The 16,247-nt window shown below is 33.9% G+C and carries 12 protein-coding genes; 3 read left to right on the top strand and 9 right to left on the bottom strand.

The window, feature by feature from the left end; translation table 11 throughout:
• Positions 1 to 190: 190 nt before the first annotated feature.
• The 9 genes from ACFELY_RS03845 to ACFELY_RS03805 all read right to left on the bottom strand — a co-directional run bounded on the left by ACFELY_RS03845 (position 191) and on the right by ACFELY_RS03805 (position 12,561).
• Positions 191 to 5,515 carry an autotransporter domain-containing protein gene (locus tag ACFELY_RS03845; protein ID WP_375333689.1) on the bottom strand — a complete coding sequence of 1,775 codons (5,325 nt, stop codon included), beginning with the start codon at positions 5,513 to 5,515 and terminating at the stop codon, positions 191 to 193.
• A 276-nt stretch (positions 5,516 to 5,791) separates the two neighbouring features.
• Positions 5,792 to 6,127, bottom strand: coding sequence for a transposase (locus ACFELY_RS03840; protein ID WP_341759476.1), 336 nt, complete (start codon positions 6,125 to 6,127; stop codon positions 5,792 to 5,794).
• 404 nt (positions 6,128 to 6,531) lie between these two features.
• Entirely contained in the window at positions 6,532 to 7,533 is a 1,002-nt protein-coding gene (gene obgE, locus ACFELY_RS03835; protein ID WP_341759477.1) for a GTPase ObgE, read from the bottom strand.
• A gap of 331 nt (positions 7,534 to 7,864) precedes the next feature.
• On the bottom strand, positions 7,865 to 8,791 hold the full coding sequence (locus ACFELY_RS03830) for a S49 family peptidase (RefSeq protein WP_375333688.1): 927 nt from the start codon (positions 8,789 to 8,791) through the stop codon (positions 7,865 to 7,867).
• Positions 8,792 to 8,794: 3 nt separating this feature from the next.
• Complete coding sequence (locus ACFELY_RS03825) at positions 8,795 to 9,529, bottom strand: TlpA disulfide reductase family protein (RefSeq protein ID WP_341759901.1); 735 nt, start codon at positions 9,527 to 9,529, stop codon at positions 8,795 to 8,797.
• 123 nt (positions 9,530 to 9,652) lie between these two features.
• The gene (locus tag ACFELY_RS03820; protein ID WP_375333687.1) at positions 9,653 to 10,279 is read right to left on the bottom strand and encodes a dioxygenase; all 627 of its coding nucleotides are present in this window, start codon (positions 10,277 to 10,279) and stop codon (positions 9,653 to 9,655) included.
• A gap of 230 nt (positions 10,280 to 10,509) precedes the next feature.
• On the bottom strand, positions 10,510 to 11,727 hold the full coding sequence (locus ACFELY_RS03815; protein ID WP_375333686.1) for a type IV secretory system conjugative DNA transfer family protein: 1,218 nt from the start codon (positions 11,725 to 11,727) through the stop codon (positions 10,510 to 10,512).
• A 315-nt stretch (positions 11,728 to 12,042) separates the two neighbouring features.
• Positions 12,043 to 12,201 (bottom strand): hypothetical protein, encoded by a 159-nt coding sequence (locus ACFELY_RS03810; RefSeq protein ID WP_375330030.1) that lies wholly within the window; start codon positions 12,199 to 12,201, stop codon positions 12,043 to 12,045.
• A 159-nt stretch (positions 12,202 to 12,360) separates the two neighbouring features.
• Entirely contained in the window at positions 12,361 to 12,561 is a 201-nt protein-coding gene (locus tag ACFELY_RS03805) for a hypothetical protein (RefSeq protein ID WP_341759481.1), read from the bottom strand.
• A 210-nt stretch (positions 12,562 to 12,771) separates the two neighbouring features.
• Between ACFELY_RS03805 and ACFELY_RS03800 the strand changes: the two genes are divergently transcribed.
• From ACFELY_RS03800 to ACFELY_RS03790, 3 genes are all read left to right on the top strand, one after another.
• Entirely contained in the window at positions 12,772 to 13,293 is a 522-nt protein-coding gene (locus ACFELY_RS03800) for a DUF3576 domain-containing protein (RefSeq protein ID WP_375333685.1), read from the top strand.
• A gap of 47 nt (positions 13,294 to 13,340) precedes the next feature.
• On the top strand, positions 13,341 to 15,884 hold the full coding sequence (gene leuS / locus ACFELY_RS03795) for a leucine--tRNA ligase (protein WP_375333684.1): 2,544 nt from the start codon (positions 13,341 to 13,343) through the stop codon (positions 15,882 to 15,884).
• Between the two features lie 155 nt (positions 15,885 to 16,039).
• Positions 16,040 to 16,174 carry a hypothetical protein gene (locus tag ACFELY_RS03790; RefSeq protein ID WP_375333683.1) on the top strand — a complete coding sequence of 45 codons (135 nt, stop codon included), beginning with the start codon at positions 16,040 to 16,042 and terminating at the stop codon, positions 16,172 to 16,174.
• Positions 16,175 to 16,247: the final 73 nt, after the last annotated feature.

Raw genomic sequence — 16,247 nt, 5'->3', positions numbered from 1 at the left:
GGTCAATGTCATTGCGAGGAACCGCGGCAACGCGGCAATCCAAAAAATGACTAAGAATGGACCAACTATGTTTCGCAATAAAAATTTAAATAAATTTGGTTTAAATTTTTATTGCTTCATCGGCTATGCCTTCTCGCAATGACGTTTAAGATACATATACGCCGACGCTTGGCAATCCAATTTTTACTCCCTAGAAATTCACTTTAACTTTTAAACTACCTTGGTGACCAATATATTTATTGGCAATGTTAGCGTTATAGGCAACACTATATTCCATCATATTGTGTTTTGCAGCTAAACTAGTACCAACAGTGAAGAATATCTTAGCAGATTTAACTGATTTGGTTTGTAATGGTTCATTCATCCCACCTAACCTTGCCTCAATTATGGGTGATTTCCCTTTGAATTCATAATTAATGTAGCCATGCAATTCTGGTATTAGCAGTAATTGGTCAAGTTGTATATTTGTTGCAGTTCTTAGACCCAAAATACCTTCAAATTTATTGTATAACCTATTCTTAACAATTAGGTTTTGGCATGCTGTACCAGTTTCCACATGACCGGCATCTATAAATTGTGAGTATCTTAGCCCAATTATTGGCGTAATAGTTAACTTTTCAGAAAGTTGATAACTATATCCGGTAAGTAGTTGTCCACTATAAGAAGTAGATTTATATTTAGCAACAGCTATACCTAGAGTAGTAACAGTTCTCTTATCAGTTGGGAGTACACGTCCTTCCAAATTTTTAACATTAGTTATGCCATATGATGCTATCGCTTCAGCAAACCAATTAGCTGAGAATTTATATAAACCATATATGGAAAAGACATTAGTATTACCACTAGTTTTATCACCAATTTTTTGATCTTTATGAAACATTTTTGTGTTAATTTGGCTATAAGCTGTACCAATTAGCAAATTATCATTTATCAAACTGTCGAAGCCAACTATCCCACCAGCTGACTTTGATTTATAACCGCTAACTCCTTTTCGCATTTTTTGGTCAGCAATACTATAAAATGGACTACCCCATATTCCATATAATATTACATTATCATCATCACCCGATGCTACAGGAACCTGCATGTTTTCAGACCTTAAAGTAATTTGGTGGGTAACTTGAAAAATTACTTCACTTATTACGTATTTTAAACTTTCTAGACCATCTTTCATTGAAGTTAAATTTTCATTACTAGACAATAGTTTCTCCATTGCCAATTGGGCATTATTTTTATCCATACAGCCAAGGTCATTTCTAAACTTAGCAGCATCACAGTTAATATCTGCCTCCGCTGCCTTATCCAATTGCTTAATAAACTGCTTTTTTTCTTTAGGCTTATCAGCAAATTCTTTTTCTAAAACTTCCTTAGAAATGTCTTTTGCATACAGGGTCAGATTGTTAGGATTAATAGTCCAGCTGACAAAGCGGTTTTGTTCACTTGTTGAATCTAAGGTAATTTTACTTGGGTCCAAGGTACTAATACCATTACCATAAACTGACGAAATCAGAATATATTTAGTATCATCAGAAATTTTGTTAACATCAGTCCGTCCTGCTATTGTTACAAGCAATTTGTCTAGTTGTGATAGATCCAGTTTACCATTACTCTGAATTTCTATATTACCACCTGCCGACTTTGACGAGTCATAGAAACTATGTAATTTTAGCTCTCCTACTAGTTTGGCATTACCAGCATATTTTAATTGGCTAGTTCCAAGATCTATGGTTAAATCTTTAGCGGTTAAATCACCAGTGATAGTTTGTTTTTCAGCTAATATAATTAGCTTGGCTTGACTGGCTTCAATGCTAGAAAATGCAATATTTTTTTCTAATATTACATACTTACCTGGCACAAAGGTTACAGGGGTTGTTGACATTACTTCTTCTTTAAACCATACGTTATCTGCTAATATCACCTGTCCATCCTTAATTGGAGCCTTAACCAAGGTTGCATTACCAAATTTCATCTTGGATGATGCCGTCTCAACATTTATCTCTTCCGAAACAATCTCCGTGCTATAGGTAAAATCCTTCAATAATCTTGGTATTCCTGATATCAATATAGCTCTTTCCTCAGTACCAGCAAAAGTTGCAGTTTTATTATCCTTAATGGTTATTTTCTTGGAGTAAATATCGGCTTTTACCGTGGAGTCACTATCAAAAGTTACATCAGACAATCTAAACTTATCTGACCCTAGATTACCATAAGCAACGCTACCACTCGATTCAAATATTACTTTACTACTATCAGAAGTTGTAGTTAACACAGCAGCATAGAGATTACTGTTAGTAATGCTAAGTGTATGATCACCTAGTAATTTAATCTCTTTTAATCTGTTACTATCTGAACCAACATCACCGACAATAGTAAGATTTGCATTTAATGCTAGACTATGTAAACCATTGCCAGCTGTTGTAATGTTACTTATAATACTATCTTCTTTTAATGTTAAAGTTGCATTTTGAGAACTAGAGAAATGAACATTAACCGCTGAAAATGTTTGAATAGTTTCTACATTTGATCCGGCTATTTCTATAATATTAGCCCCTATTTGGCTATTAATGACAATATCTTTTTTGTTATTAAATTTAACTATACCTAGTCCATTAATATTTTCAGCATTGACATCTTTAGTAATCTCAACAGTTGTACCACCTAGTATACGGATATTTTTAGCATTGATGAGATCATCAAACCTTACAGTACCAGCTTTAATTTGGATATTACCGACGGGATTCTTTTCTGTTCCGACAACACCGCTAATTCTGCTATTTCCCTCGAATATTAAACCAACTGCCTGTCCACCAGTTAAGTTAATACCACCTGCTAAATTAAAACCACTAGCAAGAGTTAATTTTTGTACGCCATTACCTTGGATTTCAGTAACGCTATGATTACCAGAGGCGGCTAATGTCACATTACCATTACCTGCTGTTAATAGTTTTAACCCATCAATTGCACCGCCTACTTCTCCATCCCCTAGGAATTCTAAAGTTGCATTTTCACCATCTTTTATAATACCACCGATTTTCTGCTTATCTGCCAGCGTAACTGTACCTTTCTTATGATCAAAATATACATCACCTTGGATACTACCATTGGCAGTTAATTGACCATCACCATTAAAAGTTACGTTGTTACTAATCAAACCACCAACTGTACCATCGCCACCATCACGAATAACCACATGTCCTGCAACAGTACCAGTCGTAGTACCAGCACTAGCAAAAACCACATTACCACCAACGTTACCGACTAACTTACCATTAGCATTAAATAACACATCAGTAGTAACGTTACCGATTAACTGAGAAGTAGCAGCAAAACCCACACTACCATTAACGGCACCGGTTAACTGACTAGCAGCACTCAAAAGCACATCACCATGAATACCGTTTGTTGTTACAGTACCAGTTATATCTGATATTATAGTATGAGCATATATGGTGGGAGTAATATTAAGATCCCCAGCACCAGAGAAGATTATCTCCTTTAGCTTAAGATTAGCAGTACCTAAACTAGCATCTCCTACTTTATTAATCGTTAACATTGTGTTAACAACAGGAGAATTAAATTCAACTACACCTTCTTTATCATTAATTGGAACCAAATTATTTGCTAAAGTTATAGTCTTGTCATCATTATCACTATTCCGTAATATTAATTTAGCATCTGGATCCAAGAAATTAATCCGATGAGTGGCATCAGTTAAAATATGAAAATCCCCATGTTTGGCATCCAGTACATAAATTGCTGGACCAGTAACAGCAGTACCAACACCACCAGCACCAGCAGAAGATTGTCCAATATCGATTCGAGCAATCGCGGCTGAAGTACCACTCTCATCGATAAATTCTGTAACAAACTTTGTATCATGAACAATGCTCAATTTCCCCGTGTTACTAATATCAACTTTATTAGCATTATCTCCTTTGATAGTCACCTTACCAAAGGCTGCAATGTGTCCTAGCTTTCTAGCAACTGTACCAAGAGATTTGTTACCATTAGCTTGTACAGTTAAAGTAGCATCGTTGATACCACTCATAAATACTATTCCACCACCACCAACAGCAGCATGCCCTGGTAAGTTATTCTCAAAGGTTATAATTCGCTCCTGTCTTATAGTAAATAATTCTAATCTCGACTCTGGATGCAAGAAGTTAACTTCTGCATCAGCAGGAGTAAGGAGATTAATATTATTAACTGAAGCATTTATTGCTAGAACCTTAGCAACAGGATCAACAACAGGGAAACCAACCTCACCTGGTATACCAATATTTATAGTCTTAATATTACCAATATCTTCATGAGTAGCTATGAGATCAGTTTGAACATTTAAAATACCATTATCACCATTAGCTATTGTTGCGTTGAAACTATGAGGATCAGCACCGTAAAATGTTAAAGTACCAGCATTAGCAAAATAAACTTCACCTGTAAAATTACCACCAATTTTTACAGTTCTATTGGCAACAGCAAAGTGGAGCGTTTCAGTAGAAACATCTTGTTGTAAGTCAACATCACCATCATTAATATTAATCAAGAATAAAGCATTATTCTTACCAATATTCCCAGTTACTGTACCAATTCCTGCAAAGTCTAATATACCGTTATTAGCAGCACCTGTGTTATCTACAGCACCATCGATTTTCTGACCAACTGCTAGGTTAATTGTAGCTGCATTATTACCATTGAAATCCACATTACCTATAATGTTGGTATGAGCATTGACTATAGCCTCAGCCCCAAATTTGAAAGTCTCTGCTTTAGCTACAGCACGCAAGTGTATATTACCTACTTCGTTAAAGTTTACTTCCGCTAAAGCATTATTAGCACCAATCTCTCCATTTACTGTAGCATATCCTTCGAAAGTTAATATTCCCTCACGATCAATATTTGTAGTGATATTACCAGTGAGTGATATATTTCCGGGATTACCAGCATCATCGTTAGCAGGTCGAATTACAAGAGTTGAGTCTGCTCCATTAAGGATTATGTTACCCAAGGCAGTATAGGTATTTTCACGTGTAGTGAAACCATGCTTTATATCTATAGCTTTAGTACCGGTTAAAGTTAAGGTTTTGCCAGCTGCTATAGTTATAGGTAACACGTTTTGTATATTATCTTTTTGTGCTTTTTCACCTCTCACTATAGAACCGATTGATAAATTTTCATTAACCGTAAGCATGCCGGGTTTGTTGCCAACTAGATTGATAGCAGTAATTATACGATCATGTACATTAGCATCAAGTGTAACAGGACCACTATAGAGAAATGCAGTGTTATCCCCAGGTGCTGCAGTATAATCTCCCACAGGATTACCATCCTTCTGTACTTTTTTCCAGTTCTTCTTATCTGCCGTATCTGATAACGTAATATCCTTCTTACTGAGCATCCTAAAACCATGGGTTACTTTACCAAAAGCAACATTGTTCCATCCCATACTTGCTATAACAGAGGCAACTGATACACTGGTCAGCAAATTTTTTAAGAATTTTTGTTTTTTAGCCATAGTTCTCCATTTTTATAAAAAAATAATTCGTTATTTCCAGGATGTTATACCTGCATAGACACGCTAGTGTTTGGGTTAAATTGGAGAGATACAGTTATATGTGGCATTAAGTCCTAGGACTTCAGGTCTAATGCCTGTGAGAACAACTCCAAAAAGGATATATGCATATAAACCTATTAGAAAAACTATCTAACAAAAGCAGTATCAGAGCATAAAAGTGATAGATATAGCAGGGTTTCAACACACAGAATCAGCTTGTTGTACAATGTTGTTTGGTTAACTAAGCGGTTGTAAGAGTTTAAGGTATCTTGTAATTAATGTCGGGATAAGGATGTTGTGAATATGTAGATTAAAGTCAAGTTTTATTGAAGGTTTATGTTTTTTTAACGAATAGGTAGCAAGAGTAAATAATATATGGACAAAGGCGTTTATCGAAGACCTATGTTTAGTGTGTTCAATATCCATTTTATTTTTTAGATAATCAAAAACTGTTTCAATTAAACCGTGCCTTCGAAGTAATAGTTTTTCTTTTAAATCCGTTAATTTATTTTCCATATTCTTCTTAATTCCATGAATCATTTTTAAGCCTCTTTCATATAAATTTAAGAACAAATTTTCTTGATATAACCTTTATCAGCAGCCATAATTCCAGTTAATCATTTTGTTAATTCTAGCACTGAAGTCCTATTATCTGTATTACATTTGATCGCTTCTAATATGAATGTTCACGCCAAGTGTCTATTAGCTATGAACCGCTTTGCAGCGACGCGGCAATCCAAAAATGATCACAAATGGACTGCTTCTTGGCTTATGCCTTCTCGCTAATAGACGTTTTGTACTTTAACTTTTTTTCCTTGAACGCTCACCTTCTAGTGCCATAAAGTTTCCTTTATTGTTGATTGTAAAATACCAATTATGTTTAGTGATATATACTTTATTCATAATACAAAAACCCTACTATATTCTTTCTACCATTGCAACCTTTTATTTATGATCAATATACACGAATAACATGATTATTTGTGGAGTATCGTGTTTTTTATGTTTTCAAGGGCTTTTTTTATTATCCTATTCAATCCAATTTTTGTATAGGCAGAAACTGCAAAAATCTCCTCACTGGTAATTTTTTGTAATTTGGTAATTTTGTCTTGAACTTCTTCCTCTGACAAAATGTCACATTTATTTAAACAGATTATTTCCGTCTTATTTTTTAATAAGCTTGAATATGATTCAAGTTCATTCCTAATAGTTTTATAATCAGCCAACAAATTATCACTTGTTGCTGATATCAAATGAATCAATAAATTACACCTCTCAATATGTTTTAGGAACTTATCACCGAGTCCATGTCCCAAATGGGCTCCTTCTATTAAACCTGGGATATCAGCTATCACAAATTCTTCATCATCCACATAAACAACCCCAAGATTTGGGCTTAGTGTAGTAAATGGATAATCAGCAATTTTAGGCTTTGCTGATGTCGTTGCTGCAAGAAAAGTGGATTTTCCTGCATTAGGTAAACCTATAAGACCAACATCTGAAAGTAGTTTGAGCTGTAAATTTACCCACATTTCTTCTCCTACGATACCTTCAGTTCTACGTCGCGGAGCTTGATTAATGGATGACTTAAAATGGCTATTACCAAGCCCCCCTTTTCCACCCTTAATTATTTCAAAAATTTGTTCATCCGCAGTAAAATCATATAGTAGAACATCATTATGTTCTGAAAATATTTGCGTTCCAACTGGTACTTGTAGGACTAAAGCTGGTTTAGATTTACCAGTTCGGTTTGCACCTTTACCATTCTCACCATTTTCTGCTTTAAAATGTAGTTTATACCTAAAATTTACTAAAGTATTAATATGAGAATTGCTCTTAAAAATAATGCTACCACCACGACCACCATCTCCACCGTCAGGTCCTCCCATATCGATATATTTCTCTCGATGGAAGCTAACCGCTCCATCACCACCATTACCCGCTTTTAAATATATTTTAGCTTCATCGATAAAATTCATAATTTATTATTTCAAGTTATTAAAAGTTGAGCATTCCGACAGCGTTCTAGCAATTACGTTGAAAGATATTGCAAGCTTCACAACCATCATTGCGAGGAGACCATGAGGTCGACGAAGCAATCCATATGATAAGCTCCATAGATTGCCACGCTCACAGACGTTCGCTCGCAATGACGTATGAGTATACTTTTCTGCTTTGAAGAGTATATACTAATTATAATGTACGCTAAGTGTTTTGTGAAAAATATTTTTATTATTTCTATAGCTAACCAGATTAGCATTACTTATATACGTTATTGCGAGGAGTCCATAAGGTCGACTAAGCAATCTATTACCGTATATTAAATCTATCATAGGTAATTTTATTATCTATCGATTCAATCAAGCTATCAGAAAATTCTTGCACGAAATCATGCCTTACCATACCAAGCTTTCTCTTAATCCATGATTGTTTATTAGCTACATATTTAATAGTTACATCCCCGTATTTCTTTTTTATAAAACTATACATATCATCTATACCATCAATTAAACCAAAATCAACAGCAGTTTGTCCAGACCAAAATTCTCCATTAAATAAAATATCATCTTCTTGAGTTAACTTACCGACTCGACGTTCTTTAACATAATCTATAAAATGTTGATGAATCTGTTTTTGTAGATGCTTAATAATTTTAATATCTTCCTTTTGCACTGGTTGAAATGGATCAAGAATAGATTTATTTTTACCTTCTGCATAGACTCTCCTTTCTATACCAAGCTTATCGATAGCAGCAGGGAACCCAAAACCAGCCGAAATAACTCCTATACTACCAATAATTGAACTCTTAGATGCATATATTTGGTCGCCAATGCAGGCAAGCCAATATCCACCAGATGCTGCTAGATCTTCTACAAAACTATACACGGGTATTTTCTTTTCCTGAGCTAACAATCTTATACGTTTACTAATCAGCTCAGATTGCACAGGTGAACCACCTGGAGAATTTATACTTAAACATAGAGCCTCAAGATTTTTGATTTCAAAAGCCTTGTCAATTAACTCATGTAGTGACTCAATAGTTAGCCCTGATTTTATTGAGCTTACTTTACCGATAACTCCACTAAGGCGAAGAACCGCAATCACCGGTTTTGATCCCCCGGAACCTATTACAGGTAACAAGGAAAATAATTGTTCTAACTTACCTACTTGACGTTTAGCAATTACCTGTTCAAATTTCGCGTCGGCAATTGAATTTTTATTATGTGCTTTATGCATTGGTTACTCCTTTTTTGTCTTTTCAGAAGCATTATGATCTTCCTTTATATTTTGTTGTACTTCTAGTTTTTTATCTTTCTGTTCTTTAGGTGCTAACTGTTTATTAACTGGTTGATTAATAGTTTGTTCACGGTAACTATTCTTGGGTTCTGGATGATTCCCAGGAATATTTGACAAAATAATATTCCGAACTTCTGTATCGTACCAATTAATGATACCAGCAAAACTTACTAACATTTTTCCATCTGGGCTAATTAGAATAGCAGTTGGTATACCTACTATTGAAAGAGCTTTAAATAATTGATTCCTAAAATCATGATAGATTGGTAAATATCTTATATCATAATTTTTATAATATTTTTGTATAACCTCTATGCCTTGGTAGTCTTGTGATACAGGAATTATGGCGAATGGCAGCTTTCTAAAATCTTTTTGCAATATATCTAAATCTGGCATTTCCTTAACACAAGACGCACACCATGTTGCCCAGAATACCAATAATATCGTTTTTCCTTCAAAATTATCAAGAGAATATTTTTCACCTTTATCATCGAAAAAAAATACCGTATCTGGAACGGGAGATGAATCAAGCATTTTTACGCCTGACTTGCTATAATCTAATGCAAAACTATTAGCGATGCACAATAAGTATGCTACAATCAAAAAAAACAGTTTACTATATTTTTTAATATACCTATAAACAATAGAATTATTGCCAACTAATTTATTAATTATCATGAAAAACAATATTTTTTTACCTCTAATATTATTAAGCTGCTTAATTTTAACTTCTTGTGGACTAAAAAAGCCATTAGAAAAGCCCATTGTAGAAGATTGTTGCGGATGTAAATAATCCAACCTTTAATATCTTTTGAATGTTCGTCCTGGCATCACAACCTTAAACTCATAAGTTTTGATGCCACTATGAACACTAGTCAGAACATGGCTAACTTCTCCGCAATTATCTAAATCAACCATTGAGTTAGATAAATATAACTTAGTTTGCAATTGCCCAAGATCCAAGTGCTCAACTCTAATGTTTACATTAGCAGTTTCACGACCAATTTTACTAGGGTATATAGTAACAAAATAGAATTCTCCTTTATTATTGGTAGTAGCCGTACCAAACCCGGTAAAACTTGATTTACTTACAAGATTTAGCATTTTTTTATTGATACGAGTACGAAGTGGTATATAGGGATATTTTCCATCACTTCCAACCTGCCATAAATATATTTTTGCATCTGATACTGGAACGCAATGCTGGTCTAACAATATACCCTTCACTATAATTTTTGTACCACGATAGACCGATTGTTGACCTGTGCTTCTAAGTAAGTTATTGGATGATTGAAACTCTAGCGGTTCATAATCATTTATTGTACTCTTAGTAATCTTACAGCAATTAAGCCTATTAGGATAATAGTTAGGTTCACTTGCTATAGCAATAGTAGAACACAAACAGATTAGAAATAATAACTTTTTCATGTTTTGCCACTTATGTTTAATTAGTTATCACAGACAGCCTTCTAGGTAACACAACTGTCGAAAGTTAGAAAATGAAGCAGTTTTAGAGGTCATAGTGACTAGAAATGAATTGCCACGACCTACTTGCGTGATCCGCAATGACGTTTGGGATAGTAAGAGCCTGTTTGTCTTTACCACAAAGTGGCTCCTTGCTAATGACGACATAATGCCAACCAGGTTAGCTCTACAAATCACCACAACACCGCTGGAGCAATAATTTTTTTCTTCATTTCCTCGTCATCATAATAGAAAACTTTTTTTAAAATTACTGGTTGCTCTTTGTCCATTAAAATAATTTGAGAATCTACTGGCAAACTCATGACTTGCTCCCAGGATAGCAGTTCTGTATTTTTTTCCCGATCTTGGCATATTTCAGATATAAGATTTGCCGTTTTATAATTATTAGCCCCAAATGCTATTTTACACGTACAGTCTGATATAATATTTTCAGTTTCATTTTCACCATAAACTTCCTCTATTTTGCCAATATTTGACGATATCAAGAATAGTTTAATTTTGTAACCACGAAAATAAGGCAAACATGATGTAAACATTTCCAATTTGCCAACTGAATAAAACTCATCCATCAATAAGCATACTACTCCGTTTTTCTCAGTATGACCAAGATTTTGGGCGGTATTTATCAACCTATCTGCCATATGGTTGTAGAATAATTGCAATACTGGTTGTAGCCTCTTAATGTCTGCAGGGTTTACTCCGACATAAAGAGTCATTTTGCTTACTTTTAAATCGGCAATATCGAAGTCTGATTTTGAAGTAGCATAATCAATGAATGGGTTAGTCCATGGATATAGATAATGACTTAGCTCCTTGATTATAGCATTTTGTTCTTTAGTAGTTTTGCTCAAAAAAGACGAGATTATTTCAAGACCATACTCATGAATTGTACCTTTCGCCTTATCAATTCCATCTGATAGTTCTTGAGCTAAATTCCTTTGTAACATTCTTGCTATTTCACCTAACGATCTTGTTTTGGTAGTATCGTTGCAAAGATATAGAACCAATCCAGTAAATAAGCTTTTGCTACTAGCATTATCTTTGATCAATAAATCAGCAATCTTTTGAATGTCATTGATTATTTCTCTGGAATCCGAATTAATATAATCCAGCGGATTATATCTATGAGTTTTGTCTTTACCCAAGAGCGGATTGAAGACAAAAATCTTATGTCCAATCGATGCTCTGTATCCACTTGTAAGTTGGTAATTCTCGAGCTTTATATCATGAACAACACATGACTCGGAATAAGTTAACAAAGTAGGAAGGACAAAGCATACCCCTTTACCAGAGCCATGTGGTGCTAGTAATAAAATAGGTTGATAACCTTCGGCATATAGAGGTTTGCCATTTTCATGGTTACCTAAAAATATTGCATTTTCAAAGGACATTTTGTAAACCGGAATTAAAGATTGCAAGTAAGTAAAAATATCATACGAATTTTATTCGTCCACCCAAATATTTTAGGATATAAACTCGGGGGATAAAAAGCAATCATAATCATTTTAAAAAGTATCTTTTTATAAAAGCTGTACTATAACTTGGACTTACGCTTATGATTTTTCCCTAAACTTACTAAAGTCCGGCAATCCCTTAAACTTTGCCAAGAAATTATAAATCATTGTTAGTAATTATGAGGTCAAATAAGTTATCACCGACAACTTATATGCAACAATACGGTTGGATGAAAAGAATCAAAAAATAGATTAGTTGCAAATCTTGTACTTACTACATAGGAAATTATAGGTAACTCTTAATTCTCCTGTTAATACTAACTCTAGTAACAGCATAGTATTAAGCTTATTAGCTATATCCCATACACAAGGTTGAGATATATTGTTGCCTTTCTGTATAGATATTATCAATCCACCTTAAAGTATCAAATTCTTGTTTTACAAAACTTAACATATTGTTAAATACTCCAATAATCACTCCAGTATAGTTAATTCAGGAGAATTTGGGGCTAGGAGCAATGGAGCGACGCCTATAAGTAATAGGCGAGCGACAACGTCCCCAACTTCTCATCAATTGACTATATCAGATAGACTATCTCCCAAAACATAAACTGCCCTATATTGTGTATTTATATAAGGTTGAGGTGAAGAACCAATTTGTTTAAATAACAAATCTGGAGTACAGTTTTTACAAGTGTTACTACAGTAGTCAGTAACGCTGATAATAATGACAGCAAAAGAAACTGGTTTATTGACTTCATGACAATACAATATTAATTTATTGTTTTATGTAAAATATTTTAAATCAAGAAGTTAAACAACAAATATTTTATTAGGAAAGACTACCACAATTAATTTAGTTCCATAATAAGAATTGCCGTTAAAGAACACAGGGCTATCTTTACATCATGTGGTTCCTATGATACACTGACAGCAAGTTGTCTAAAATAAACAACAAATGGTTATAAAAATATATAATTTATGAAAGAACATTTTAAAAGAACAATTATTGGGATAATGTCAAGCTTACTATTTTTCCCAATTTCAGTAATTGCCAGAGATTCAAACTATCCAGAAAGTGAACAAGAAAGACAGATGGAGGAAATGGGTTCGATAGTTGGCGCAGAAGGTTTGATATTTAGACCGGGCAGAATCAAGAATGAATCTACCAAAACGGAGATAGGTAACATCAATAAATATTTATGGCAGGCTTCTATAGAAACATTAAGTTTTGTACCTCTTGCTTCAAGCGATTCAATTGGTGGAGTTATTATTACTGAGTGGTATAGTCCAAAAGGAAAAGCAGATTTTCGATTTAAAATAAATATTTTTATAAAGGATAACGTTATTAGTCCGGATGCAATTCAAGTAAGAATATTTGAACAAACACTTAAAAATGGTAACTGGCTAGACAATCATACTGCTCCAGACCTAGTTAATAACATAGAAGATAAAATTTTACGAAAAGCTAGAGAATTATACATTAGTGCAGGGAAAAAATAATGTTATAGTATACTTACTAAAAAATACTAATAACTAACGTGTGAATTATGAAAAATATTGAGAAAAAATGGCAAAGAATTTGGCTTGAAGAAAAAGCTTTTGCCGCAAAAGACAACAGCGATAAGCCTAAATATTACGTACTTGAAATGTTACCTTATCCTTCTGGGAAAACTCATGTTGGACATTTACGTAACTATTCTATTGGAGATTGCATCGCTCGTTTTATGAAATCACGAGGCTATAACGTATTGCATCCCATGGGTTGGGATGCTTTCGGTTTGCCAGCAGAAAATGCTGCCATTAATAATAACTCTAATCCTAAAGATTGGACTTATTCAAATATTGCAACTATGCGAGATCAGCTAAAATCAATTGGCTTTTCATATGATTGGTCGAGAGAAATAACAACTTGTAATCCAGATTATTATAAGCATGAACAAAAATTCTTTTTAGAACTTTATAATAGAGGTTTAGCCTATCAAAAAGAATCTTTAGTAAATTGGGATCCTGTTGATAAGACTGTTTTAGCTAATGAACAAGTAGTAGATGGTCGTGGATGGCGTTCAGGTGCTTTAGTTGAAAAAAAATATTTAAAACAATGGTTTTTAAAAATTACTAATTACGCTGAAGAGCTATTAAATGAAATTTCAAAACTGGAATTTTGGCCTGATTCTGTTAAATCTATGCAGGAAAAATGGATAGGTAAATCGGAAGGAGCAAATTTTACTTTTAAAATTAAAGATCATCAAGCTAATATAGAAGTGTTCTCTACTCGACCAGAAACTATTTTTGGAGCAAGTTTTGTTGCAATAGCCTATAATCACCCAATAGTTGGGCAATTAGTGGATAAAAATAACGATATGGTGTTGTTTATTGAAAAATGTTCACAATTACACACTAATGCTGCAGTAGATAAATCTGAAAAAGAAGGGGTGTATACTAACCTTTTTGCCATTCACCCATTTGATTCGACAATTATTATTCCTGTCATAATAACAAATTTTGTACTAATAGATTATGGTACTGGGGCGGTTTTTGGATGTCCAGCTCATGATGAAAGAGATCATGCATTAGCAAAAAAAATGGGCTTGTCAATAAAGCAGGTAGTAATTAACCAAGATGTTCAAATGGACGTATACTCGGAACCTTACACGGGTGATGGTATGATGATCAACTCAGACTTTTTGAATGATCTTACTGTTCAGGATGCTAAACAAAAATCTATAGAAGAATTTGAAAAACGTGGTTTAGGAAAACGTACTATTAACTACCGTCTGAAGGATTGGGGAGTGTCTAGACAAAGATATTGGGGCTGTCCTATCCCAATAATATATTGCTCAGTTTGCGGAACTGTGCCGGTAACTGAAAAAGACTTACCAATCACTCTACCAAGTGATGTTATATTTTATGGAAATGGCAACCCTCTTGATTCTCACCCTACTTGGAAAGATACTAATTGCCCAAAATGTCAAAAACAAGCTATTCGAGAGACTGATACGTTAGATACATTCTTTGAGTCTTCTTGGTATTTCATCCGTTATTGTAACGTGGCAGCAAAAGATATAACCGACAAGCAAGTATGTGATTATTGGTTACCTGTTGATCAGTATATTGGTGGAATTGAACATGCAGTAATGCATCTTCTTTATGCCAGGTTTTTTACCAAAGTAATGAACGAACAAGGTTATCTTAGTATTCGTGAACCTTTTAATAATTTGCTAACTCAGGGTATGGTTCTACATGCTACTTATAAAGATGCTAATAATAATTGGCTTTACCCAGATGAGGTAATAAAACAGTCTGATAAGTGGATTAATAAAAATACTGGAGAAGAAGTAGTTCAAGGACGAATAGAAAAAATGAGTAAATCCAAAAAGAATCTTGTGGATTTAGAATCAATATTGACCAACCATAGTGCTGACGCTATTAGGCTATTTGTCCTCTCCGATAGTCCGCCAGAGAAAGATTTTGAATGGTCGGCAAATGGTCTTGAAGGCTGTTCTCGTTTTATTAGTAAGCTAGAAAATATGGCAGAAATACTAATTAATAGTGAAATAACGGAAGGTTCTAGTAATAAATCAAATAAATTAACAAAGCTTACCCATTATACTATTAAACATGTTACCGAAGAATTAAAGGATTTTAAGCTAAATAAAGCCATAGCAAGAATGCGGGAACTATTTAATGCTTTGTCAGATGAAGTATCTAAGGGCAGAGAAGGTAATGTTAATATAGTCAATTCATCAATTGACTATAGTGTTAAAGAGAGGTTTAGAGTCTTGATTATGTTACTTAACCCATTTATTCCACATATTACAGAGGAAATTTGGCAAAAATTAGGTAGTAAGGAAAGATTATATCAAACTTCCTGGCCTTCTTTCGACGAATCATTGTTGGAGCTAGAATCTTATACCATGGCTATCCAAGTTAATGGCAAACTGAGAGCTACACAAGAATTTGCCAACGTAACGAGCAATATTGAGATTCAGAATATGGTAATGCAATTACCCGAGATACAAAAACATTTAAGCGGTAAAGAGCCTAAGAAAATTATCATAATACCCTCGAAAATAGTAAATATCGTGGTGTGAGACTATTAAGTTACAAATATAAGGAATAATCAGAAGTTTTACAACCAAACTTTTAAATTATTATTATTTTACACGAGTTGGCGATATATTTTCTAAAATGCATACATGCTTAAATAAGCTGGGCAGATTTCTTAGAACATTAAATTACTAACAAAATGAAACCATTAACTATGCAAGAAGCAAGTAACGTCTTATCAGCTTGGACTGTTTTGGAAGTATTGTCGCCTCGAACATTTTGTAAAGCAGAAGACCTAGTAGGAGGAGAAAAAAGTTTAGTTGCTTTATTTTAGTTGCTTTATTAGATAATGGACTACCATGGGAGAATGGTGGCGAAGAAGTACCTCCTGAGAAAAAATTATTCTA

It is taken from the genome of Candidatus Tisiphia endosymbiont of Xenochironomus xenolabis (genome assembly GCF_964264705.1).
In the GTDB taxonomy this organism is placed as follows: domain Bacteria; phylum Pseudomonadota; class Alphaproteobacteria; order Rickettsiales; family Rickettsiaceae; genus Tisiphia.
This window is presented reverse-complemented; position numbering and strand designations above follow the sequence as displayed.